General features: G+C 70.0%; 23 protein-coding genes. 14 read left to right on the top strand and 9 right to left on the bottom strand.

Annotated elements, in window-relative coordinates; genetic code table 11:
- Window positions 1–28 precede the first annotated feature (28 nt).
- Window positions 29–2,398 (bottom strand): penicillin-binding protein, encoded by a 2,370-nt coding sequence (locus A3Q40_RS17050; protein ID WP_269465601.1) that lies wholly within the window; start codon window positions 2,396–2,398, stop codon window positions 29–31.
- 298 nt (window positions 2,399–2,696) lie between these two features.
- Between A3Q40_RS17050 and A3Q40_RS17045 the strand changes: the two genes are divergently transcribed.
- The 3 genes from A3Q40_RS17045 (at window position 2,697) to A3Q40_RS17035 (ending at window position 4,962) form a co-directional block, all read left to right on the top strand.
- A complete protein-coding gene (locus A3Q40_RS17045) occupies window positions 2,697–3,020 on the top strand; it encodes a WhiB family transcriptional regulator (RefSeq protein ID WP_068104015.1) in 324 nt (107 codons plus the stop codon).
- Between the two features lie 605 nt (window positions 3,021–3,625).
- The gene (locus A3Q40_RS17040; protein ID WP_068104013.1) at window positions 3,626–4,285 is read left to right on the top strand and encodes a hypothetical protein; all 660 of its coding nucleotides are present in this window, start codon (window positions 3,626–3,628) and stop codon (window positions 4,283–4,285) included.
- 5 nt (window positions 4,286–4,290) lie between these two features.
- On the top strand, window positions 4,291–4,962 hold the full coding sequence (locus A3Q40_RS17035; RefSeq protein WP_068104011.1) for a hypothetical protein: 672 nt from the start codon (window positions 4,291–4,293) through the stop codon (window positions 4,960–4,962).
- Here A3Q40_RS17035 and A3Q40_RS17030 read toward each other — a convergent pair.
- Window positions 4,941–6,065, bottom strand: coding sequence for an ArsA family ATPase (locus A3Q40_RS17030; RefSeq protein ID WP_068104009.1), 1,125 nt, complete (start codon window positions 6,063–6,065; stop codon window positions 4,941–4,943). The two genes, A3Q40_RS17035 and A3Q40_RS17030, sit on opposite strands and share 22 nt — an antisense overlap.
- Entirely contained in the window at window positions 6,065–7,102 is a 1,038-nt protein-coding gene (locus tag A3Q40_RS17025; protein WP_371828482.1) for an ArsA-related P-loop ATPase, read from the bottom strand. Before A3Q40_RS17025 ends, A3Q40_RS17030 begins: the two co-directional genes overlap by 1 nt.
- Window positions 7,103–7,169: 67 nt before the next feature.
- Here A3Q40_RS17025 and A3Q40_RS20645 point away from each other — a divergent pair, with 67 nt between their 5' ends.
- On the top strand, window positions 7,170–7,334 hold the full coding sequence (locus A3Q40_RS20645; protein ID WP_167323208.1) for a hypothetical protein: 165 nt from the start codon (window positions 7,170–7,172) through the stop codon (window positions 7,332–7,334).
- Window positions 7,334–7,789 carry a RidA family protein gene (locus A3Q40_RS17020; RefSeq protein ID WP_068104007.1) on the top strand — a complete coding sequence of 152 codons (456 nt, stop codon included), beginning with the start codon at window positions 7,334–7,336 and terminating at the stop codon, window positions 7,787–7,789. The genes A3Q40_RS20645 and A3Q40_RS17020 overlap by 1 nt, the downstream gene beginning before the upstream one ends.
- Window positions 7,790–7,794: 5 nt before the next feature.
- Here the strand turns inward: A3Q40_RS17020 and A3Q40_RS17015 are convergent, their stop codons facing one another.
- Entirely contained in the window at window positions 7,795–8,661 is an 867-nt protein-coding gene (locus A3Q40_RS17015; protein WP_068106489.1) for a Gfo/Idh/MocA family protein, read from the bottom strand.
- A gap of 68 nt (window positions 8,662–8,729) precedes the next feature.
- Here A3Q40_RS17015 and A3Q40_RS17010 point away from each other — a divergent pair, with 68 nt between their 5' ends.
- Window positions 8,730–9,512 carry an MBL fold metallo-hydrolase gene (locus tag A3Q40_RS17010; protein ID WP_068104005.1) on the top strand — a complete coding sequence of 261 codons (783 nt, stop codon included), beginning with the start codon at window positions 8,730–8,732 and terminating at the stop codon, window positions 9,510–9,512.
- A 68-nt stretch (window positions 9,513–9,580) separates the two neighbouring features.
- On the opposite strand, the gene A3Q40_RS17005 is transcribed toward A3Q40_RS17010, so the two are convergent.
- Window positions 9,581–10,255, bottom strand: coding sequence for a Crp/Fnr family transcriptional regulator (locus tag A3Q40_RS17005; protein WP_027506688.1), 675 nt, complete (start codon window positions 10,253–10,255; stop codon window positions 9,581–9,583).
- A 127-nt stretch (window positions 10,256–10,382) separates the two neighbouring features.
- Window positions 10,383–10,655, bottom strand: coding sequence for a hypothetical protein (locus A3Q40_RS17000; protein WP_068104004.1), 273 nt, complete (start codon window positions 10,653–10,655; stop codon window positions 10,383–10,385).
- A 207-nt stretch (window positions 10,656–10,862) separates the two neighbouring features.
- Here A3Q40_RS17000 and nth point away from each other — a divergent pair, with 207 nt between their 5' ends.
- From nth to A3Q40_RS16970, 6 genes are all read left to right on the top strand, one after another.
- Complete coding sequence (gene nth, locus A3Q40_RS16995) at window positions 10,863–11,549, top strand: endonuclease III (protein ID WP_082834188.1); 687 nt, start codon at window positions 10,863–10,865, stop codon at window positions 11,547–11,549.
- The gene (locus A3Q40_RS16990) at window positions 11,546–12,214 is read left to right on the top strand and encodes a TlpA family protein disulfide reductase (protein WP_068103999.1); all 669 of its coding nucleotides are present in this window, start codon (window positions 11,546–11,548) and stop codon (window positions 12,212–12,214) included. Before nth ends, A3Q40_RS16990 begins: the two co-directional genes overlap by 4 nt.
- Before the next feature lie 41 nt (window positions 12,215–12,255).
- Entirely contained in the window at window positions 12,256–12,891 is a 636-nt protein-coding gene (locus A3Q40_RS16985; protein WP_068106486.1) for an NUDIX hydrolase, read from the top strand.
- The gene (locus tag A3Q40_RS16980; RefSeq protein WP_068103998.1) at window positions 12,888–14,084 is read left to right on the top strand and encodes a MarP family serine protease; all 1,197 of its coding nucleotides are present in this window, start codon (window positions 12,888–12,890) and stop codon (window positions 14,082–14,084) included. The genes A3Q40_RS16985 and A3Q40_RS16980 overlap by 4 nt, the downstream gene beginning before the upstream one ends.
- Window positions 14,085–14,234: 150 nt before the next feature.
- Window positions 14,235–15,353: a GGDEF domain-containing protein gene (locus A3Q40_RS16975; protein ID WP_157889662.1), complete on the top strand. Its 1,119-nt coding sequence runs from the start codon at window positions 14,235–14,237 to the stop codon at window positions 15,351–15,353.
- A 43-nt stretch (window positions 15,354–15,396) separates the two neighbouring features.
- Window positions 15,397–16,437, top strand: coding sequence for an Rv1355c family protein (locus tag A3Q40_RS16970; RefSeq protein ID WP_068103995.1), 1,041 nt, complete (start codon window positions 15,397–15,399; stop codon window positions 16,435–16,437).
- Here the strand turns inward: A3Q40_RS16970 and A3Q40_RS16965 are convergent.
- Together A3Q40_RS16965 and A3Q40_RS16960 are read right to left on the bottom strand one after the other, a co-directional pair.
- Complete coding sequence (locus A3Q40_RS16965) at window positions 16,400–17,344, bottom strand: alpha/beta fold hydrolase (protein ID WP_068103993.1); 945 nt, start codon at window positions 17,342–17,344, stop codon at window positions 16,400–16,402. The two genes, A3Q40_RS16970 and A3Q40_RS16965, sit on opposite strands and share 38 nt — an antisense overlap.
- An 8-nt stretch (window positions 17,345–17,352) precedes the next feature.
- Window positions 17,353–17,874 (bottom strand): phage holin family protein, encoded by a 522-nt coding sequence (locus A3Q40_RS16960; protein ID WP_068103991.1) that lies wholly within the window; start codon window positions 17,872–17,874, stop codon window positions 17,353–17,355.
- A gap of 317 nt (window positions 17,875–18,191) precedes the next feature.
- On the opposite strand from A3Q40_RS16960, the gene A3Q40_RS16955 reads away from it, so the two are divergent.
- Entirely contained in the window at window positions 18,192–19,481 is a 1,290-nt protein-coding gene (locus tag A3Q40_RS16955; RefSeq protein WP_068106482.1) for an MFS transporter, read from the top strand.
- Between the two features lie 86 nt (window positions 19,482–19,567).
- Here the strand turns inward: A3Q40_RS16955 and acs are convergent, their stop codons facing one another.
- Entirely contained in the window at window positions 19,568–21,547 is a 1,980-nt protein-coding gene (gene acs, locus A3Q40_RS16950; RefSeq protein WP_068103989.1) for an acetate--CoA ligase, read from the bottom strand.
- A gap of 398 nt (window positions 21,548–21,945) precedes the next feature.
- Here acs and A3Q40_RS16945 point away from each other — a divergent pair, with 398 nt between their 5' ends.
- On the top strand, window positions 21,946–23,562 hold the full coding sequence (locus A3Q40_RS16945) for a peptide ABC transporter substrate-binding protein (protein ID WP_069972979.1): 1,617 nt from the start codon (window positions 21,946–21,948) through the stop codon (window positions 23,560–23,562).
- The last annotated feature ends 61 nt before the right edge of the window (window positions 23,563–23,623 follow it).

The raw sequence follows: 23,623 nt of genomic DNA, 5'->3' as shown, positions 1-23,623 counted from the left end.
GCTCCGGAGGCCGAGCCCCGGCCGGACCCTACCGCGGGGGTGCGGTGAGGCCGGGGATCGGCGGGATGGTCACGTCCGGCGGCAACGACGGCAGCGTGAGGCCGGGCGCGGGCCGGGCCGGCGACGGACGCACGGAACCGTCCGACACGTACAGCGTGATCGTCGAGCCGGGGATCGCCGAACCGGACGGCGACGTGCTGACCACCGTGCCTCGTCGTTCCGACGATGCAGTGGTGGCGATGGACACGCGGAAGCCGGCGGCCTGCACCTGCGACTGTGCCGACCCCTGGTTCAGTCCCACCACGTCCGGAACCTGGCCGTTGGCCGACCCGCGGACGAACTTCTGATCGACCGGGGGAAGCGAGACGTCGCCGAACTTGGTGGCCACGGGATCCATCGCGTCGAACCAGGTGCGGGCGGGCTCGTTACCGCCGAACAGGTTGCCCGATCCGCACGGGCGCAGCGGGAACGAGCAGATCTCGCTGGGCGTCGGCGAGTCGCCGTAGGTGTAGGCGGCCGCCGCGTAGCGGTTGGTGAAGCCGAGGAAGCCCGAGGACCGGTGGGACTCCGTGGTCCCCGTCTTGCCGCCCATCGGCAGCGTCCATCCGACAGACGCGGCCGCGGACGCGGAGGTCCCGCCCGGCTGGTCGTCCTTGCTCATCGCGTTGGCCAGGGTGTTCGCCAACCCGGGCTCGACCACCTGCTCACAGGCCTGGTGCGTCACCGGGATTTGCTTGCCGCTGCGATCGAAGACGCTGTCGATCGGGTTCGGCGGGCACCACTTGCCCCCGGAGGCGATGGTGGCGGCCACGTTGGACAGCTCCAACGGGTTGACGTAGGTGGGGCCGAGGGTGAAGGAGCCCAGGTTGGCCTCCTTCTGGTAGTCGGCGAGGCTCTGGTCCGTCCCCTGGCCGGCGGTGCCCGGCAGGGTGTAGGACCGCAGTCCGAGGCGGACGGCCATGTCGACGGTCGGGGTGACGCCGACCGATTCGATGAGCTTCACGAACGCGGTGTTGGGCGACTGAGCGAGAGCGTCGGTCACCGAGAGGGCCGCCGGATAGGTTCCGGCGTTGGTGACGCAGTAGGTCGACGGCGGGCAGCCGCGCGCACCGCCGTCGCCGAGGCCCTTGACCTCGACGCGGCTGGGGACCTGGAGGACGGCCGACGTGCCGAGTCCCTTCTCCATGGCCGCCGCGGTGGTGAAGATCTTGAAGATCGATCCGGCGCCACTGCCGACCAGGGAATACGGCTGCGGCTGCACCGTCTCGTTGGCGTCGCCGTTCAGTCCGTAGCGACGCGACGACCCCATCGCGAGGATGCGGTGATCGTCCTGGCCCGGCGCGATCACGTTCATCACCGTGGCGACGCCGTCGAGGTTGGGATTGCTGTTCCCGGTCAAGGCGGCGGACGTGCTGGCCTGCACCTCCGGGTCGAGCGTGGTGCGGATGAGGTACCCGCCCTTGTCCACCTGCTCCTTGCTGATGCCGGCGTCGGCGAGGTACTGGAGGGCGTAGTCGCAGAAGAACCCGCGATCGCCGGCCGCGATGCATCCGCGCGGAAGCTGATTCGGCTCCGGCAGGACACCGAGGGGCTCGGCTTTCGCGGCCTCGATCTCCGCGGCGCGCTCGGGGATGTTCTGGATCATCGTGTCGAGCACGGTGTTGCGACGGTCCATGACGCCGTCGTAGTTCGTGTACGGGTTCAACGCGGAACTCGACTGGACCATGCCGGCCAACATGGCGGCCTGGGTGAGCGTGAGGTCGGCCGCGTCCACCCCGAAGTAGGTCCGGGCGGCGTCCTGGATGCCGTACGACGAGTTACCGAACGGCACCAGGTTGAGATAGCGGGTGAGGATCTCGTCCTTGGTCAGTCGCTTGTCCAGCGTGAGCGCCATGCGAATCTCACGGATCTTGCGAGCGGGGGTCGTCTCGATCGCCGCCCGACGTTCCGCGTCGGTCTTGGCGACGACGAGCAACTGATAGTTCTTCACGTACTGCTGATCGAGCGTCGATGCGCCCTGCTCCACCTGGCCGCTGGTGGTGTTGGTGAGGAATGCACGGACGGTGCCCTGCCAGTCGACGCCGTCGTGCTCGGCGAAGCGACGATCCTCGATGGAGACGATGGCGAGCTTCATCTCGTTGGAGATGCGATCGCTCGGCACCTCGAATCGGCGCTGCTCGTACAGCCAGGCGATGGGGTTGCCCGCGGCGTCGACCATGGTCGACACCGCCGGAACCGTGCCCTCGACCAACTCGGCGGAGACGTTGTCCACGGTGTCGGCCGCGCGGTTGGAGGCGTAGCCGAACCCACCGGCGAGCGGAAACATCACTCCGGCGAGCAAGGCACCCGCGAGGGCGCTGCACCCGGCGAGCTTGGCGACTGTTCTGGCGATCGACACGCTGAACAGAGTACGGGTCGCCGGGCCGCGGTCCGGTGGTCTCGGCGGCAGCCCGCCCGCGTCGACCCCGTGACCTGGGCTTACGTCACAGTCCGCACGCCCGTACCAGAAATCTGACCGCCCACCTTGCTTCGCTGCTGGGCTGTCGCTTACATTGATCAGGCCGTTGTGATTCAGCTAACAATCACTCCGGTTAGTGGGGTAGCGCTCGGGTGGGTGTGCAGCAGGTGGCGCATCACGGCAGCGGTACCGGACACCGGCTGGTCCCGGTGTTCTCGGACGGTGAAGGGATCTTCGAATGCACGCAGGAACGTCGAACTCCGCGCTCGACATCGGAGAGGCCGAAGCGCGCATCGCGTGGGTCTCGCAGGCGCGGTGCCGGGGTGTGGACCCCGACCAGCTCTTCGTTCGCGGTGCGGCGCAGCGCAAGGCCGCCACCATCTGCCGTCACTGCCCCGTTCTGATGCAGTGCGGAGCCGACGCTCTGGACAACCGGGTCGAGTTCGGTGTCTGGGGCGGCATGACCGAGCGTCAGCGGCGCGCTCTGATCAAGCAGCACCCCGACGTCGAGTCGTGGGCCGAATTCTTCGAGGCGCAGCGTCAGCACCAGTCGGCGGTCTGACTCCGCATCCGACGCACGCTTGTCCTGTCCCACCGCGATGTCCGAATTGCGGTGGGACAGTTCACTATCGGCCACCATGTTGCGGTCCGCCGGAGCATGAATTCTCGGTGAACGGACGACGGACGGGTGGGGCCGGTATCGCCGTCCCGCCGCGACGGTGTCGTCCGATCCGTCCCGATTCGTCGTCATGCGGTCTCGTGCTCTCGCCCGCCGGTCCGTCCCGTTTGCCCGATCCTCGTCGGTCCGCCGAGCGGGATCACCTCGCCGCCTCCCGCCGCCTCGTGGCCCCGTCACCTGCGGTGATGCCCTGTCGACGCCGTCGCCCGCCACTCGACGCGCCGCCGACAGCCCGCCCGCTCCATCGCTCGCGGACCGCTCGTTCCGGTCCCGTGTCCCCGGTCCGTCCCGCCGCCGTTCCGTCGCCCGGCGGACACCTCGCCGTCGATTGACACGCGCCCCGGCCCCACCGAGACTTCCGTCGGCACAGCGACTTTCGACTACCTCACCTCTGACGAGACGGTCTGTTTCGCCGTGCCCGGAGCTCGACGGCTCCGCATTCGTCGGCCCGACACCCGGGCTCGACCTCGACGCGGCAAAGGACTGGCATGAAGCTCAACAGGATGGCGGCGGTCGCCGCCATGACGATCGTGGCTCTGGGCGGGGCGTCGGCCACCGCGTATGCGAACCCGACGGCACCCGAGGTGCACTGGAACGCGGTGGCCGCCGGCACCGGCGTCCTGGTGACGACGGACTCGGGCACCCTGAGCACCGAGAACAAGCACCTCGTGGTGCGCGACGCCGCCGGTGTCGTCGTCGACTCCGTTCCGCTCGGACTGGCGCTGGACGGCGTGGTCCACCCCGTCTCCGCGCAGGTGGACGGCAACACCGCCACCCTCGCCGTCGACGCCGCGGCGCCGACCACCCCGGTCTACGACCTCCCCGGCACCGTGCCGGTCGACCTCCCGGCCGCCGTCGCCGGCGTCAAGGACAACATCGCGCTCAGCGCCTCGGTGGGCGGATTCCTCGGTGCCGCCAGCGGTCTGGTCGGCGGCTGCCTCCTCGGCGCCACCGCGGCCGGCGTCGTGTCGGCACCCGTGGCGCTCCTCTTCGGAGCGGGCCCGCTCGCCGGCTGCATCGGCGGCGCGGTGCTGCTCGGCTCGGGCGCGTCCCTGGCGGGCACGGCGATCGGCGGTCTCGGTGCGGTCGCGGGCAACGCTCAGCAGTTCGTGACGCTGCTGCAGGCGCCCCCGGCTCCGAAGAAGTAGGCGCCGTGCGAGCGCGTCATGTCGCAGCGTCGGCCGTCGTGCTCGCCGGTCTCGTGGTCGGCAGCGGAGGCATCGCCTCCGCTGCCGACCCGGTGCCCGTCGGCGGCGGCTCTCCCGTGGTGATCGCCGACCGATCCATCTGCACGGTGACGGCCGTGGGAACGGACGACGCGGGCCGGAGCGTCGGACTCACCGCGGGTCATTGCGGTGGTCCCGGCGACGCGGTGACCCCGGAGTTCGACCGGGACCGCGTGGTCGGACACATCGTGCGGGTCCTGCCCGACTACGACACCGCCGTCATCGAGTTCGATGCCGGCGAGACGCTCCCCGTCACGACGATCGGCGAGACCACCATCACTGGGGTGGGCGCCCCGCCGTCGTTCGCCGACGCGGTGTGCAAGCAGGGGCGGTCCACGGGCCGCACGTGCGGACTCACCGTCGGCGACGTGCTCGGCACGCAGCAGGCCTTCTCGGCTCTCTGTGTCGGACAGGGTGATTCGGGTGCGCCGGTGGTCGAGGGCGACGCCGTGATCGGCATGGTGAACGCCTACCTCGGCGTGCCCTGCGTCGGCCCGGCGGTGGTCACCACCATGGAATCGATCGTGCACGAGGTCAACCGGACCGGCGGTACGGGCGCAGGATTCCGGCCGGTCGGTCAGGCCGTTCCGGTGAGCTGATCGCCCACGGCGCGCAGGGCGGTCAGGTCCGAGACCTCGAACGGCAACGACGGCACACCCACCACCGGCACCCGCGGATGTGCCGCGGTGAAGCGGCGCAGCAAGGCCAGTTCGCGGGTGGCCGTGCGGGACCGATCGGCATGTACGCGCAGGATCCCGGCGGCGAGCTCGTCGTCGGGATCGCCGGAGCCGGAGACCGTGTCCGCCGCGCTCGACGCGTGGTCCGGGGACAGCGAGCTCAGCGTCGGGTGCGTTCGGTTGAGAACCAGGCCGGCCAGGGGCATCCCGTCGGCGCTGAGGCGGTCGACGAAGAACGACGCCTCTCGCAGGGCGTCCGGCTCGGCCGCCGCCACCACCACGAAATGGGTGCCCTCGTGGCGGAGCAGCTCGTACGTGTGGCGTGCGCGTTCGCGGAAGCCACCGAACATCGAGTCGAGCGACTGCACGAACGCCGAAGCGTCCGACAGCATCTGAGAGCCGACGATGGACGAGACGCCCCGCATCGCCAGCCCGACGGCGCCGGTGACGACGCGGCCGATACCCCGCCCGGGGGCCATCAGCAGTTTGATCATGCGGCCGTCGAGGAACGAGCCGAGCCGCTGAGGTGCGTCGAGGAAATCGAGGGCGTTACGGGACGGCGGGGTGTCGACCACCACCAGGTCCCACTCGCCGTCGGCGGCCAACTGCCCCAACTTCTCCATCGCCATGTACTCCTGCGTGCCGGAGAACGACGACGCCACGGTTTGGTAGAAGGAATTGTTCAGGATCTGCTGGGCCTTCTCCGGCGTCGAGTGTTCGATCACCATCTCGTCGAACGTGCGCCGCATGTTCAGCATCATCGCGTGCAGTTCGCCCGTGGCCTCGGGGCCCAGCGCGACGGGCTGCGGGCTGTTGTCGAGCTCGCCCACCCCGAGTGCCTGTGCGAGCCGTCGGGCCGGATCGATGGTGAGCACCACCACCTTTCGGCCGCTTTCGGCGGCGCGCAGGGCCATCGACGCGGCCGTCGTCGTCTTGCCGACGCCGCCGGAACCGCAGCACACCACGATGCGCGATGCGGGGTGCTCGAGAATGGACGCGACGTCGAGAGTGGGCACGGTGGCCATCAGCGGACTCCCTGTTCGGTCAAGTGAGCAGCCAGTTCGTACAGACCGCCGAGATCCATCCCGTCGGGCAGCGTGGGCAGCACCAGCCGCGCCGCCGGCAGCGTCTCGAGCCGGCGCGCGCTCTCCCGCTGCGTGCGCACGGTCGCGGCGTGCTCGATGGATTCGGTCAGCAATCCGGCGAAGTCGTCCTCGGACAACGTGATTCCCGCCCCGGCGAGCACGCGCTGCACCGCGGCGGAATCGATGACACCGTCGGCGGCCTCGTCCAACACCGCGTCCGGCAGGTACGACGCGGTACTCCGGTTGACCACGACGGTGCCCAGCCGTAGGTCGGCCGCGGCGAGTTCGGCTGCGGCGTCGGCGGTTTCCTGCACGGGCAGGGCCTCGAGCAGCGTCACCAGGTGCACCACGGTCTGCTCGGAGTGCAGCAGGCGCACCACGCCTTCGCTCTGCGACCGCACCGGCCCGCTCTTCGCCAGATCCCGCATGGCCGTGGTGACGTCGAGAAAGCTGCCGATCCGGCCCGTCGGGGGCGAGTCGACCACGATCTCGTCGTAGAGCGGGCGACCGTCCTTGCTCGTCGCGACCGCGCGCTCCTTCACCTTGCCGGTGAGCAGCACGTCGCGAAGCCCCGGCGCGATCGTCGTGGCGAACTCGATCGCCCCGACTCGCCGCATCGCACGCCCCGCGAAACCGAGGTTGTAGAACATGTCGAGGTACTCGAGGAACGCGGTCTCGATGTCGACGGCCAGGGCGTACACCTCGCCGCCGCCCTCCGCGGACGCGACCTTGGTGTCGACGGGCGGCAGCGGCGGGACATCGAAGAGTTGCGCGATGCCCTGGCGGCCCTCCACCTCGACCAGCAGGACCTTCCGGCCGCCCGCGGCGAGAGCGAGGGCCAACGCGGCCGCGACGGTCGACTTCCCGGTGCCACCCTTGCCGGAGACGAAGTGCAGACGCGCCCGCGCCGCCTCGGGTGGCCAGCCGGTGGACTCGTGCGTCGCCGGGTTCTCGGGAATGTCGGGCTTGTCGGACACAGCGCCGAGCCTATAGAAAGTCCGGTTGGCGAGGGTCTTTCACGGGTCTTCGCTAGGGTTTGCACCCATGAGCGCATCGACGACGTGGGAATACCTCACCGCACCTCTTCTGATCCACAACACCAAGACCATCCTCGACAACTTCGGATCCCAGGGCTGGGAACTGGTCACGGTGACCCCCGGGCCCACCGGCGAGCAGCTCGTGGCCTACTTCAAGCGTCCCGTCGGCTGATGATCCGCGAGCGCCTGGCCGAGCTCGGCCTGACCCTGCCGCCGGTCGTGCCGCCGGTGGCGTCCTACGTCCCGGCCGTGCGCAGCGGCAACCACGTCTTCACGTCCGGGCAGCTGCCGATTGTGGACGGCGCTCTCCACGCGACGGGCAAGGTCGGCGCCGAGGTCGATCCCGAGGTCGCGACGGAGGCCGCCCGACTCTGCGCGTTGAACGCGCTCGCCGCGATCGACGCGCTGGTCGGTCTCGAGTCGATCACCCGCGTGGTCAAGGTGGTCGGATTCGTCGCCTCCGCACCGGGTTTCACCGGACAACCCGGCGTGATCAACGGCGCCTCCCACGTGCTCGGTGACGTCTTCGGCGACGCCGGTGTCCACGCCCGATCCGCGGTCGGTGTCGCCGAACTGCCGCTCGGCGCCCCCGTCGAGGTGGAGTTGATCGTCGAGGTGCGGACCTAGCCGCCCTACTCGGTGAGCCGCGCGGTCACCTGCGCCAGGACGCGCTGCAGGTGCAGGCCGCGGTGCACCGAGCACTCGTGCGGCACTCCGAGCCGCACCGACGCCAGGAACTCGTCGAGCAACACCGCGTAGCACCGGTCCGGCGGGGTGGTGCGCTCCTGCAGCTCCACCAGCCCGTCGGGCCCGCTCGCGGACACACGCAGCACGGACGGCCGCACGGGCGTTCGCATGGACAGCGTCACCTGGCTCACCCGGCCGTCGTGGTCGAGCGTGATCGCCCACGTGTCGGAGTCGACGTCACGACGCGCGAAGGGCACGTCGGTGACCGGGCCCAGCACGGCCTCCACCAGATCGACGACGTGCGGACCGACATCCATCAGCGCGCCGCCGTCGTGACGCCAGGTCGAGCCGGCGTACTCACCGCCCAGCAACGCCCCGGACAGCCACGTCGCGGTGACGCCGGCCGTGCGTTGCGCGCCGGCCGAGCGAAGGAACGAACGCGTCTCCTCGGCGAAGCGACGCGTCAGCGTCACCATCGAGCCCACGCCGGCCCGATCCACGGCCGCCGCCAGCCGCTCGGCATCGTCGACCGTCCCGGCGATCGGCTTGTCCAGCAACACGTGTCGGCCCGCCTCCGCCGCCCGCACCGCCAGGTCCGCCTGGATGTCGGGCGGCACGGCGAACGCCACCGCGTCGACCGTGTCGATCAGCGCGTCGACCGAATCGACGACCGGCACCCCTGGCGCCACCTCCGCCGCGGCCTCCGGGCGGCGCGCCCAGATGCCGACGAAGTCGACGCCGTCGTGTGCCGTGAGGGCGGGAACGGCGGCCTGGCGCGCCCAAGGGCCGGCGCCGACGAGTCCGATACGCACGGTTCTCTCCTCGTTCTTCTCGAGCTGCACCCCGACTGTGCCGATCCGGGGTGTGGTTGGGTGGGATCATGGCCGGTCTCGCGCATCCCGCCTACGGGCAACTCCGCCGGGTGACACCCACGGCGTCGGTCCTGCTGGCGAACAACCCCGGCAAGATGACCCTCGACGGGACGAACACCTGGATTCTGCGCGCACCGGGCGAGGACCGGTGCGTGGTGGTCGATCCGGGACCGCGCAGCCGCGCCCACGTCGACGCCGTCGCCGCGTGCGGACCCGTCGCCCTCGTGCTCGTCACCCACCGCCACCACGATCACACCGGCGGCATCGCCCGGCTGCACCGCCTGACTCGCGCGCCCGTACGCGCCGTGACCTCCACCTACCTTCGCGGCGACGCCGCACCGCTCGAAGACGGCGAGGTGATCACCGCGGCCGGATTGGACCTCACCGTCGTCGCCACGCCCGGTCACACCGCCGACTCGGTGAGCTTCCTGTTGCCCGACGCCGTCCTCACCGGTGACACCGTGCTGGGCAGCGGGACCTCGGTGCTCGACGGTAAGGACGGGAGCCTCGGCGACTATCTCGCCTCCCTCGACCGGCTCGAACAACTGGGGGAGGGGCGAGCCGTCCTGCCCGGCCATGGACCCGACCATCCCGACACCGCCGTGCTCGCTCGCGCCTACCGCGCGCACCGCGAACAGCGGTTGGACCAGGTACGTGGGGCCCTGGACGTCCTCGGTGCGGACGCGTCGGCACGGGCCGTGGTACGCCACGTCTACGCGGACGTAGACAAGCGGCTGTGGCCGGCGGCCCGGATGTCGGTCAAGGCGCAGTTGGAGTACCTGCGCAGCTGACCGCTGTCGTCATCGGGCGCGACTGTCGGGCTTGACGCGCTGCGACTATCGGGCGCGACGCGCTGCGACTATCGGGCGCGACGCGCCAGGCGCTCGGAGTCGGAGATCAGAACGCTCTTGCCCTCGAGGCGCAACCAACCCCGGTGTGCGAAGTCGGCCAGCGCCTTGTTGACGGTCTCGCGGGAGGCGCCGACGAGCTGCGCGATCTCCTCCTGCGTGAGGTCGTGCACCACGCGCAGGGAGCCGGCTTCCTGGGTGCCGAAACGCTGCGCGAGCTGCAGCAGTGCCTTGGCGACGCGACCGGGCACGTCGGTGAAGATCAGGTCGGCGAGGCTGTTGTTGGTGCGACGGAGGCGACGTGCGAGCACGCGGAGCAACTGCTCGGCGATCTCCGGACGCTGATCGATCCAGGCCTTCAGAGCGTCGCGGTCCATGCTCACGGCGCGGACCTCGGTGACCGTGGTGGCGGTGGACGTGCGCGGGCCCGGATCGAAGATGGACAGCTCGCCGAACATGTCGGACGGTCCCATGATCGTCAGGAGGTTCTCGCGGCCGTCCGGGGAGCGGCGGCCGAGCTTCACCTTGCCGCTCACGATGATGTAGAGGCGGTCCCCGGGCTCGCCCTCGTTGAAGACCACGTGTCCACGCGGAAAGTCGACGGGCTGCAGCTGCTTCGTGAGCGCCGACACCGCCGACGGCTCGACCCCTTGGAAGATGCCGGCCCGTGCCAGAACCTCGTCCACGTGTGCTCCTTGCCGATCCGCGAATGACTGCGCCGTTCGTAGCCATCCGACTGCGTCCAGTCGTACCGGGAGGGAAGTCTACGTCGCTCGGGCGGTCGGGGAGTGAGCACGGCCACCCACGGGTGTGTCAGCTGGCGCGGCGCGCCCTGTCGTCGAGCATGGCGATGTCGTCGTCGGCGACCTCGCCGCCGCGCCGACGACGGGTCTTGAAGCGCGCGAGGGCGTGCGGGAAGCCCTCGGCCGCGAGCGTCGCCACCTCGGAGGAGCTGGCGGCGTCGAGGAACTCCTGCACTTCCTGCTCGCGGACGCCGACGCGGTTGAGGCGGACCTCGAAGCGCTCCATGGCGAGCGCGAACAGCATCAGCAAGACCGGGAACAGCACCACAGCGAGAGCTTGCATACCGAGGAGTAAACACTGCCTCGGTCACGGGGAGAACACGGTGGCGACCCGCCTCGGCCACGGCGGCGGGGTGGTCCGCCGGACGGATCGAGGGCTCTGTCGGAGCGTGTCCGTAGAGTCGTGGTCGTGCCCAGAACACCCGGAAACAGCCCTCACGTGGGTATTCGGTCGGAGACTCCGCTGGCGTTGACGCGCCGCGCCCGGCGGATGTACCGACAGCTGGGCGAGGTGTTCCCGCATGTCTACTGTGAGCTGGACTTCACCACGCCGCTCGAGCTCGCGGTGGCGACGATCCTGTCGGCGCAGTGCACGGACAAGCGGGTGAACGAGACGACGCCCGCGTTGTTCGCCCGGTACCGCTCGGCGCGGGACTACGCGGAGGCGGACCGGACGGAACTCGAGGAGTACATCCGCTCCACCGGCTTCTACCGGAACAAGGCGACGTCGCTGATCGGCCTGGGTCGGGAGCTGCTCGAGCGGTTCGACGGCGAGGTCCCGCCCCGCCTGAAGGACCTGGTCACCCTGCCGGGGATCGGTCGCAAGACGGCCAACGTCGTGCTCGGCAACGCGTTCGACGTCCCGGGGATCACCGTCGACACGCACTTCGGTCGGCTCGTGCGCCGATGGGAATGGACCGCCGAGGAAGATCCGGTCAAGGTCGAGCACGCGGTGGGTGCGTTGATTCCGAAGAAGGACTGGACGGTGCTCTCGCACCGCGTGATCTTCCACGGCCGCCGGGTCTGTCATGCCCGGACGCCCGCGTGCGGCGTCTGTCCGCTCGCTCCGCTGTGTCCCGCCAACGGCACCGGGCCCACGGACGCGCGCAAGGCCGCCGCCCTCGTGCGCGGTCCCGAGACCGACCACATTCTCGCGTTGGCCGGTGTGGAGCGGTGAGACCGTCGTCGGCCGCTCGGTGGTCGCTCGCTGCGCTCGTGGTGGTGATCGCGTTGATCGTCGCCATCTGGCCTCGCGACGACGACGTGTCGACGCCGGGCAGCTTCGCCGAGTACCGCGACCGGGCGGGCACCACCGCCACCGGTGACGCGCCGACCGTCGACCTCGGCGCCGAGCGGGCCGCGGCGGGTCTCGCGGAGTGTCCGCGGCCGGCCGATGGTGGTGCCGCGGAGTCCACCGGCCCGCTGGCCGGCCTGCAGGTGACGTGCCTCGCGGACGGCGAACCGATCGATCTCGGGCACGCGGTGGCCGGTCGGCCCGTCGTGCTCAATCTGTGGGCGCACTGGTGCGAACCGTGCGCCGAGGAACTGCCGTATCTGCAGCAGTACGCGGCGCGCGCCGGTGATGCGGTTACCGTTCTGACGGTGCACGAGGATCCGCAGCAGGGCAGCGCGCTTGCCCGACTCACCGACTACGGCGTTCGCCTCCCCGGCGTGCAGGACGACGGCAAGTCCGTGGCCGCGGCGGTGGGCGCGCCGGCGGTGCTGCCGGTGTCCGTGCTGCTGGACCCGTCCGGCGACGTCGCCGCCGTGCTGCCGCAACCGTTCCGGTCGGTCGAGGAGATCGCCGAGGCGGTCCGCACGCGACTGGGGGTGACCACGTGAGCGGGCCGTCGTGGCTGCAGGGTCTCGTCGACGCCGGATCGATGGCGCAGCACCCGGACAATCCGATCACCCGGCTGCAGACACCGCCGGATGCGGACGGACGGCCTGCTGCCGTGCTGGTGCTGTTCGGCGGTGACCCCGCCGCGGACTCCCTGCCCGACGACGCGACGGTCCTGCTGACGCAACGGGCGTCCTCGCTGCGCCAGCACAGCGGTCAGGTCGCGTTTCCGGGCGGAGCCGCGGACCCGGGCGACGGCGGCGCCGTGGGGACGGCCCTCCGCGAGGCCGCGGAGGAGACCGGCCTCGATTCCGACGGGGTCGATCCACTCGCGACGTTCGACCCGATCTTCGTGCCGCCGTCGGGATTCGAGGTCACGCCGGTGCTGGCCTACTGGCGTCGGCCCGGGCCGGTCCGGGTGATCGACACGGCCGAGGTGGCGCGGGTCGAGGCGGTACCGCTGCGCGAGTTGCTGGATCCGGCTCGTCGATTCGTCGTCCGGCATCCGCTGGGCTACCGGGGACCGGCGTTCGACGTACGCGGCATGTTGGTGTGGGGATTCACCGCCGGCGTGCTGGCGGGCATTCTCGACACGGCCGGATGGACCGTCCCCTGGGACACCGCGGACGTGCGAGATCTCGAGACCGCCCTGGCCGCCGCGGGATCGGAGCTGCTGTGACGGTCACCGGATCGACGTGGCTCGACATCGTCGTCGTGCTGGTCGCCGTGCTCGCGGCGTCCTCGGGGTGGCGCCAGGGCGCCGTCGCGTCGGCCTTCGCCTTCCTGGGCGTCGTCATCGGCGCGGTGGCGGGCATCCTGCTGGCCCCGAAGGTGCTGGTCCACGTCGAGGAACCTCGCCTGCGCATTCTCGCCGGTATCGGGCTCATCGTGGTCGTGGTCGTCGTCGGCGAGATCGCCGGCATGGTGCTGGGGCGCGCGCTGCGCAGCGGCATCCACAGTCCGGTGGCCCGCGGCGTGGACAGCGTGATCGGCGCCGGTTTGCAGGCCGTGGCGGTACTGGTGGCTGCATGGCTGCTCGCGGTGCCCCTGACGGCCACCTCGCAACCGCAGATCGCCGCCGCGGTCCGCGGGTCGGCGGTGCTCGGCGCGGTGGACCGACTCGCGCCGGACTGGGTGCGCGAGATTCCCAACGACTTCTCCGCGCTGCTCGACACCTCAGGACTGCCCGACGTCATCGGCCCCTTCGGGCGCACCCCGGTCGCGGACGTGGGCCCGCCCGACCCGAGCGTCGCGCAGTCGCCGGTGGCCGCCGACGTCGCGGACAGCGTCCTGCGGGTTCGCGGGATCGCGCAGAGTTGCCAGCGCGCGCTGGAGGGCTCCGGGTTCGTCATCGGACCCGAACGGCTCATCACCAACGCCCACGTCGTGGCGGGGACGTCGTCGGTCGCCGTCGACACGCAGGACGGTCCGCTCGACGCGAACGTCGTGCTGTTCGATCCGTCCATCGACGTCGCGGTCCTCGCCGTGCCCGGTCTGCGCGCGGACGTCCTGCAGTTCGCCCCCGACCGAGCGCAGCCCGGCACCGACGCCGTCGTGCTCGGCTATCCGGGCGGCGGGCCGTACACGGCGTCGCCCGCGCGCGTGCGCGAGACGTTGAACTTGTCGGGCCCGGACATCTATCGCACGGGCACCGTCGAACGCGAGGTGTACACGGTGCGCGGGTCGATCCGGCAGGGCAACTCGGGCGGTCCGTTGATGAGCACGGACGGTCTGGTTCTGGGCGTCGTGTTCGGTGCGGCGGTGGACGATCCGGATACCGGATTCGTGCTCACGGCAGCGGAAGTCGCCGAAGAGGTCGCTCTGGGCCTGCAGAACGGGAACGCCGTCGGAACCGGCGCCTGTGTCGTCTGAGGATCGTGCGACGAAGGTGCCGCGGGGAGCGTTCCCCGCGTACGGTGGCGACGTGGGTCCGCACTGTCGGGGGTGGCCGGACTCGTTCGTCGGTACGAGGTGACATCGGTGTTCCGTCGGCGCATCGTCCCCCGGGGAGGTGAGGCACGCATGACACGCCGTGCCGACCGGCGTCTCCGGCCGGAGCGCGAGTCGCATTTCGACACACGCTCCAAGGGGGTCATCTTCAGCGCCGGCGGTGCGCTGCCGCTGTTGCTGATCGCGGTACTCGAGCCGACGTTCCTCCGTCCCGGAACCTTGCCGATCCTGGTCGGCATCGTCGTCTTCACCGTCGTGACCGTGGGTTTCACCGTGCGGGTGGGTACGTTGACCGACCGTCAGTTCACGGTGCTCGGATCCGGCGGCATGCTGGGCGTGGCCGTGTGCGCGTTCCTCATCGCGGACCCGTCGGGCGCGCGTGCCGTCACCGCCATGCTCGCGGTCGTGCCGGCGCTCGCGGCGTCGGGATCGCCTCGCCGGGTCACGCTGTCCCTGACCGGTGCCGCGGTGATTCTCGCCGTCGCGCTGAGCATCAACGGTGCCGAGGGAGTGGTCCGCTACGTCGCGGCGGGCGCCGCGGTCACCACCGTGATCGTGCCGGCGTTGCTCATCGCCGCGATGCGAACGTCCCTGGAATCGGTCACCGAGCGTCTCGAGACTCTCGCCAACACCGATCCCCTCACCGGTCTGTTGAACCGTCGCGGAATGCTGCCGGAGGTGGAAGCGCTCCTCGCCCGTGCGTGCCTCACGCGGAAGGCCGTCGTGGTCTCGCTCGTCGACGTCGACCATTTCAAGGCCGTCAACGACACCCGTGGCCACGCCGCGGGTGACGACGTGCTGACGACCGTCGCGGAGGCGATCGCGCGGCAGGTGCCGTCCGACGCCGTCGTCGCCCGGCTCGGTGGTGAGGAGTTCCTGGTCCTGCGGGTGGCCGCCACGGTGACCGGACTCGAGGAGCACATTCTCGAGGCCGTGCGCTCGTCCTGCGACGTGACCGTCAGTATCGGCGTCGCTCAGGCCGACGTGCGGCCCGGCTCGGCAGATGCGGTGGTCGATGTCGAGACCACGCTGGACCGCCTGACCTACGCCGCGGACCGCGCGCTGTACACCGCGAAGACCTCCGGCCGGGACCGCGTCGCCTTCGCCCTGGAGGACCCGGTGGAGTGGCCGCTCGGCGGAATCTCGTCCCGGCGCGATCGCCTCGAGGTATTGCGGCGAGGAGCGTCGTGACGGCCGGCCGACCGGTCGTCGTCGCCGACAGAACGGAGTCCGTGTGACCCACCGCGTGTTCGATCCCCGGGACGATGCGGACACCCGCGCCGCCGAGGTGCTGCTGCACGACGAGTCGACCACCGTGATCGACACGACGGCGGAGCAGGCACTCTCGCTCGGGGCTCTCCTGCCCACGCCCGTCGCGGGTCCGGACGAGCCCGTGCGGTGGGTGCACTATCCGTGGCGACGCTCGCTCGTCCGGGTCCTCGGCCCGGTCGGCTTCCGACGCCTGCGGCTCGACCGGAACCGGGACAAACTCACGCTCGACGAGCAGGCCCGCGCCCTCGATGTCCGGATCGGCGTCGTCGGGCTCAGCGTCGGTCACGCGGTGGCGCACACCCTCGCGCTCGAGGGACTGTGCGGTGAGTTGCGGCTGGCCGATTTCGACGAACTCGACCTGTCGAACCTCAACCGCGTCCCGGCCACGGTGTTCGACCTCGGCGTGAACAAGTCGGTCGTCGCTGCGCGGCGGATCGCCGAGGTGGACCCGTATCTCACGGTGCGCACCTTCCCGACGGGAGTGGACGAAGCCGTGATCGACGACTTCCTGGACGGCCTCGACCTCGTCATCGAGGAATGCGATTCCGTCGCGGCGAAGTTCCTCGTGCGCGAGCACGCTCGTCGGCGGGGCATCCCGGTGATCATGGAGACCAGCGACGGCGGGGTCCTCGACGTCGAACGGTTCGATCTCGACGGTGCCCGCCCGTTCTTCCACGGCCTGCTCGGCGATCTCGACCTCGCCGGACTCGCGTCGTTGTCGGCGGAGGACCGCGCTCGTCTCGCCCCCCGCATCCTGGGCGCCGAGTCGATCACGCCGCGCATGGCGGCGTCGCTGCCGCACATCGGTACGTCGTTGTCGACGTGGCCGCAGTTGGCGGGCGACGTGGCGCTCGGCGGTGCGTCGGTGGCTGCCGCGGTCCGGGCCTTCGTGCGGGGCGAGGCGCCGCCGTCGGGTCGACTGCGGGTCGGTCTCGACGCGGCGGTGGCCCACCTCGAGGACCCCCTCACGAGCGGCGGAGATTCTCCAGCAGCAACTCGGTGACGCGCTCCGGCGCTTCGTGGTGCACGTAGTGGCCGACGCCGGGGAGTTCGTGCGTCGTGATGCGGGGAGCCCAGTGGGCGTCGCGGCGGGCGGTGCGGCTCACGACGTAGGGGTCGGCGCCGCCGAGGATCTGCAGTGCCGGCAGGTCCAGAACGGTGTCGACGACGGACGCGAACCGGCGCCCGTCCGGTCGGAACTGGCTCCGGAAGGCCCAGCGCTGGTACTCCAGCGTGCTGTGGGCGACCCCCGGCACGAGGATGGCCCGCCGCATGACGTCCACCGTCGTCGGGAAGTCCGGCGAGCCCTGCCACCTCTCCGACGAGCGCTCGCGAACCAGCCGTTCCACCTCTGCGCCGTCCCGCGCGGTGAGGGCGCGCTCCGGGACGCGGGGGAGTTGATACCGCAGGAAGGTGGGCAGCAGCGCCCGTCGCTGTCCGCGGTCACGCACGGCCGCGCGGCGCAGCGCCAGGGGATGCGGGGACGCGAGCAGGGCGATGCTGCGCACCGAGCGAGGATGCAGCGCCGCCGTGGCCCAGCAGACCAGCCCACCGTCGGCGTGGCCGACGATGTGGGCGTCGGTGTGGCCGAGCGCGCGGATCAATCCGGCGATGTCGCCGGCGAGGGTCCAGCCGTCGTACCCGCGCGGTGGCTTGTCGGTGTCCCCGTAGCCCCGTAGGTCGACGGCGACGGCGTGATAGCCGGCGGCGCCGAGGTCGACCACCTGCGCGCGCCAGGAGCACCAGAGGTCGGCGAACCCGTGGACGAGCAGGACCAGTTCGGGCGTGGGGTCGTCGATCGACCGGTCGGGGACGATCTCCGCGACGTGGAACTTGATGCCGTTGGCCCGCACGTCGCGGTGACGCCACGGTCCCGGAAGTCGAACCGTGGCGGGATCCGGTGCGGGCACCGCCGGCGTCAGCGGGTGAGCGGGGCGCGAACGTCCTTCGCGGCCAGTTCGGGAGCGTCGGAGCCGCGCTGACCCGGGATCACGGTCGCGGTGGCCTTGAGCGAGTCGATGGTCTTCTCGGGCTTGCGCAGCTTCTTCACCCGCAGGTAGCCGAGGAAGGCGAGCAGCGCGGTGATGGCCACCATGATCAGGAAGACGATGAGGAACGCGAGCCACCGCACGACCCAGGTGTTGAGGAGCTCCGCCAGGAAGAAGAAGAAGAAGAACGAGCTGAAGATCAGCACGGCGAGGGCCAGCACGAACAGGACGCTGCCCTGCAGGCCCTTCTTGATCTCGCCCGTGACCTCGGCCTTGGCCAGCTCGACCTCGGCGCGCACCAGCGTCGAGACCTGGGTGGTGGCGTCCTTGACCAGTGCTCCGATGCTGGCGGTGGCCGGGTTCGACCGACTGTCGACGTCCGTGAGCGGAATGGAGGACACGCCGGCCGGAACGGTGGTGTCGGCGTGGGAGTTGCCTCGGCTGCTGCTCACGTGTGTCCCCTTCGACGTTCTCTCGTCTCGCGTGCCGTCCGGCACGCCCGATGGGATCCATACCCCGTCGGGGCTCACCCTATCTTCCCCGAGTCCCACCGACCGCGCGCAGCGGGATTCGGTCCGCCCGAGCGAGCACTCGGGTATTTTTTCCCGGGTCGACCCGCCCCGGTCGGGTCTTCTCGTACTTCCGATCTCCATGCCGCAGGAGCACACACGTGACCAGCACTTCCGCGGACCAGGTTCCCACCGACGGTCCGACAACCGACGCCGACGTGGTCGACGGGGTTCCCCGTAGCCGCATCGTCGTCGCCTCGATGGTGGGTACCTCCATCGAATTCTTCGACTTCTACATCTACGCCACTGCCGCTGTGCTGGTGTTCCCTCGCCTGTTCTTCCCGGCGGGTAACGACACCACGGCGCTGCTCGCTTCCTTCGCCACCTTCGGCCTGGCGTTCGTCGCTCGGCCGGTCGGCTCCATCCTCTTCGGTCACTTCGGCGACCGCATCGGCCGCAAGGCGACCCTCGTCGGGTCGCTCCTCACGATGGGCATCGCGACCTTCCTCATCGGGCTCCTGCCCACCTACGACAGCGTCGGCATCATCGCTCCGATGTTGTTGGCGCTGATGCGCTTCGCGCAGGGTGTCGGCCTCGGTGGGGAATGGAGCGGGGCGGCTCTGCTGGCCACCGAGACCGCGAAGAAGGGCAAGCGAGCGTGGGCCGCGATGTGGCCGCAGCTCGGCGCGCCGATCGGCTTTCTCATGGCCAACGGCATCTTCCTCGTGCTGATGACGCTGATGGACTACGACGCCAAGACCTCGGCGTCCGATCACGCCTTCCTCACGTGGGGCTGGCGCGTGCCGTTCCTGCTCAGCGCCGTCATGGTGATCATCGGCCTCTACGTCCGGCTCAAGCTGGAGGAGACCCCGGTGTTCAAGCGCGCCGTCGCGCAGGGGCAGCGGGTCAAGACGCCCGCCGCGCAGGTCTTCCGCACCAGCTGGCGGCCGCTGGTCCTCGGCACCTTCGTCATGCTGGCCACCTACACGCTGTTCTACGTGATGACGACGTGGGTGGTCAGCTACGGCACCGGCAAGGTGGTCGACGCCAGCGGGGTCGCCGTGTCCATCGCCTACACGGATTTTCTGGGGCTGCAGCTGATCTCGGTGCTGTTCTTCGCGGCGTTCGTCCCCGTCTCCGGCTGGCTCGCGGACCGGTTCGGACGTCGCATCACGCTGATCGTGGTGACGTCGGCGATCATCGTGTTCGGCCTGAGCTTCGGGTGGGTCGCCGCTCCGGAGACGGCCACCGCGGGCCGCATGCTGGTGTTCATGTGCGTCGGTCTGGCCCTGATGGGTCTGACGTTCGGACCGATGAGTGCCGTTCTGCCGGAACTGTTCCCGACCAACGTGCGCTACACGGGCTCGGGCATCTCGTACAACACCGCCTCGATCCTCGGTGCGGCCGTCGCGCCGTTCATCGCCACCTGGCTCGTGAATTCCTACGGCGTGGCCTGGGTCGGGGTGTACCTCGCCGTGGCGGCGGCGCTGACGCTCTTCGCGCTGGTGGTCATGCGCGAGACGCGGGATGCGGACCTGGACCGGGTCTGAACCGACTCCCGCGCTGCCACCGTGCTCGCGCGCTGCATGCTCGCAGCGCCGGTGCACGGTGGCAGCGCGGAAGGGGAGGCGGGGAACTACTTCGCGTTGGCCTGACTGATCGCGTCGAAGACGGCCGGGTCGACCAGTGTCGAGGTGTCGCCCAGATCGCGGCCCTCGGCGACGTCGCGCAGCAGGCGGCGCATGATCTTGCCGGACCGGGTCTTCGGCAGCTCCGGCACCACCGTGATCTGGCGCGGCTTCGCGATCGGCGAGATTTCCTTGCTCACTTGTGCTTTGAGCTCGGCGATCAGCTCGTCGCCGGTGTTCTCGACGCCGCCGCGCAGGATGACGAAGGCCACGATGCCCTGGCCGGTGGTCTCGTCCGACGCGCCGACGACGGCCGCCTCGGCCACCCCGTGATGGCTCACGAGGGCGGATTCCACCTCGGAGGTGGAGATGCGGTGGCCGGAGACGTTCATGACGTCGTCGACGCGTCCGAGAACCCAGAGGTCGCCGTCGTCGTCGAACCGGGCCCCGTCGCCGGCGAAGTACCACCCCTCGGTCGCGTAGCGCGACCAATAGGTGTCCTTGTACCGCTCCATGTCGCCCCAGATACCGCGGAGCATCGACGGCCACGGCTCGTCGAGCACCAGGTAGCCGTTGCCGCCGGGACCGAGCGGCTTGGCGTCGTCGTCGACGATCTTGGCGGAGATGCCCGGCAGCGGCGTCTGCGCCGATCCCGGCTTGGTGTGGGTGACACCGGGAAGCGGCGAGACCATGATGGCGCCGGTCTCGGTTTGCCACCACGTGTCGACGATGGGTGCGGTGCCGCCGCCGACGACGTCACGGAACCACCGCCACGCCTCGGGGTTGATGGGCTCGCCGACGCTGCCCAGCAGGCGGATCGACGACAGGTCGTGGGCATCCGGAATCTCGCGGCCCCACTTCATGAACGTGCGGACCAACGTCGGCGCGGTGTAGTAGATGGTGACGCCGTACTTCTCGACGATGTTCCAATGACGGTGCTCGTCGGGCGAATTCGGCGTTCCCTCGTAGACCACCTGCGTGGCTCCGTTGGCCAGCGGGCCGTAGACGATGTAGCTGTGGCCGGTGACCCAGCCGATGTCGGCGGTGCACCAGTAGACGTCCTGGCCCTGCTTGTGGTCGAAGACGTAGTGGTGGGTGTAGGCGGTCTGGGTGAGGTAGCCGCCGGAGGTGTGGATGATGCCCTTCGGCTTCCCCGTGGTTCCCGAGGTGTAGAGGATGAACAGCGGATGCTCGCTGTCGAACGGCTGCGCCTCGTGCTCCGCGGACGCCTGCCCGACGGTCTCGTGCCACCAGAGGTCGCGGCCCTCCGTCCACGGGGTGTCGATCTCGGTGCGCCGGACCACGAGCACGTGCTCGATGGACTCCGCGCCGTCGACGGCCTCGTCGACGGATTCCTTGAGCGGTGCCGCCTTGCCACGACGCCACTGTCCGTCGGTGGTGACGACGAGCTTGGCTTGCGCGTCGTCGATCCGCGAACGCAGCGCGGACGAGGAGAAGCCGGCGAAGACGACGCTGTGCGTGAGGCCGAGTCGCGCGCACGCGAGCATCGACACGATGGCCTCGGGGACCATCGGCATGTAGATGGCGACGCGGTCGCCGGCGACGAGGCCGAGGTCGGTGAAGGCGTTGGCGGCGCGGCTCACCTCGGCGAGGAGATCGCTGTAGGTGAGGTCGCGGCTGTCGCCGGGCTCGCCCTCCCAGTGGATGGCCACCTGGTCGCCGCGGCCCTCGTGCACGTGCCGGTCGACGCAGTTGTAGGCGACGTTGAGTTCGCCGCCGACGAACCACTTGGCGACGGGTGCATCCGACCAGTCGAGGACCTTCTCGAAGGGGGTGTGCCAGTGGAGGCGGTTCGCCTGCTCGGCCCAGAAGGCCAGTCGGTCCTGCTCGGCGGCCCGGTAGAGCTCCTTGCCGGCGTTGGCCTGGCGGACGAACTCCTCGCTCGGAGCGTAGGAGACGGGGTGTTCCGACTCCGTCGTGTCGGTCGTTGCCGCGGCTGCGTCGCCGCCGGTCACCGTCTCGGTCATGGTGCTCCTGGCCCCTCTCGGACTGGTCTTCTCTGACGGGTGTGAGGGTAGTCACGTGTGACGGGCGCCGCACCGTTGCATCGGGCAGCACGACGGCGCGTGCGCCGAGAGGTCGGTTGAGCGCGATGGGCGGTGGTCTGCGGCGACGGGCGGCGAGGGGTCCGAAAAACCGTCCCATCAGGCTGTCCGACCGGACAGGTCCGGTCCTGCCCGAATTACGGCTGTGTTTCGGTGGCCGCCAATTTCGGGGGAGTCGACGACACGGGTGCGGAGTGTGTCTACAGTCAAGCGAATATCCGGGTCGCACCATCGCATGCGGCCACACCCGAGCCCGTGGACGTCCACGGATCTGTCGAGGGCAGCACCCTGTCCCGCAGGACATGTATGGAGGATCGATTGTGAGGATCAAGCGCGCGCTCGCGATCGTGTCGGTCGGCTTCGTGGCCGTCGGCATGCTCGCGGCCTGTGGTGGCGGGGGAGGTTCCTCCAGCGCGGAGGGCGTCTACAGCCTCTACATCGGCGAGCCCGAGAACCCGCTGGTTCCCGGCAACACCACCGAGAGCGAGGGCAACCAGGTCCTCAAGGCACTGTTCACCCCGCTGGTGACCTACAACGACGAGACCAGCGAGGTCGAGTACAACGGCGTCGCCGAGTCCGTCGAGTCGGACGACCAGGTCGCCTGGACCATCAAGCTGAAGCCGGACTGGACGTTCCACGACGGCACGCCGGTGAACGCGAAGTCCTACGTCGACGCGTGGAACTACACGGCGAATTCGACCAACGCGTACCAGGCGTCGTACTTCTTCGAGAACGTCGCCGGTTACGACGATCTGCAGGCCGCCGACGGCGCCGCGCCCGCCGCGACGGCGATGTCCGGCTTGACGGCGGTGGACGACACCACCATTCGCGTGCAGCTGAAGGAGCCGTTCGCGATCTACCCGGTGACGCTGGGCTACTCGGCGTTCTCGCCGCTGCCCGAATCGTTCTACGCGGACCCGGATGCGTTCGGCCGCAAGCCGATCGGCAACGGCCCGTTCAAGGCCGACCAGGACTTCGTGCAGGGCCAGGGCATCACCCTGACCAAGTACGACGACTACAAGGGCGACGACCCGGCGCAGGCGCAGGGCGTGCAGTTCAAGGTCTACACCGAGCTGAACACCGGTTACACCGACGTCCAGGCCGGCGGTCTCGACGTGATGCTGGACCTGCCGTCGGACGCGTGGGCCACCGCCCGCGACCAGTTCGGTGACCGTTACGCCGAGCGCGCGCGTCCCGACATCACGGCTCTCGGGTTCCCGACGTACGACCCGCGGTACTCCGATCCGCGTGTGCGCGAGGCATTCTCGATGGCGATCGACCGCCAGGCGATCACCGAGGCGATCTTCACCAACACCCGTACCCCGGCGACGTCCTTCGGCTCGCCCGTGGTCGACGGGTACCGCGAGGACGCCTGCGGCAGCAAGTGCGAGCTGAACGTCGATCGCGCGAACCAGCTGCTCGACGAGGCCGGCTTCGACCGGTCCCAGCCGGTGGAGCTGTGGTTCAACGCCGGTGCGGCGCACGACACCTGGATGACCGCCATCGGCAACCAGCTGCGCACCAACCTCGGCGTGGAGTACGTCCTGCGCGGCGACCTCCAGTTCGCCCAGTACCTGCCGCTGCAGGATCAGAAGGGCATGACCGGCCCGTTCCGCTCCGGCTGGATCATGGACTACCCGTCGCTGTACAACTTCCTGGCTCCCACGTACAGCACGGCGGCTCTCCCGCCGGCGGGGTCGAACAAGCCGTTCTACTCCAACCCGGAGTTCGACGCGGCCCTGTCGGACGGTAACAACGCCGACAGCCTGGAGGACGCGACCACGCAGTACCAGCGGGCCGAGGACATCCTGTTCCGCGACCTGCCGGCCACCCCGCTGTTCTACGGCCTGAACCAGGCCGTGTGGAGCGACCGCGTGGACAACGTCAAGATCGACCTGTTCGGCGACATCGAGGTCGCGGACGTCACGGTCAACTGATCGACCACCCGGTGGGGCGTTCTGCCTGACAGCAGAGCGCCCCACCGGTGCGTGACCTGTC

Source organism: Rhodococcus sp. PBTS 1, assembly GCF_001620025.1.
GTDB lineage: Bacteria > Actinomycetota > Actinomycetes > Mycobacteriales > Mycobacteriaceae > Rhodococcoides > Rhodococcoides kroppenstedtii.
Note: the sequence above shows the minus strand (reverse complement) of the source record. Positions and strands in the feature narration are given on the sequence as shown.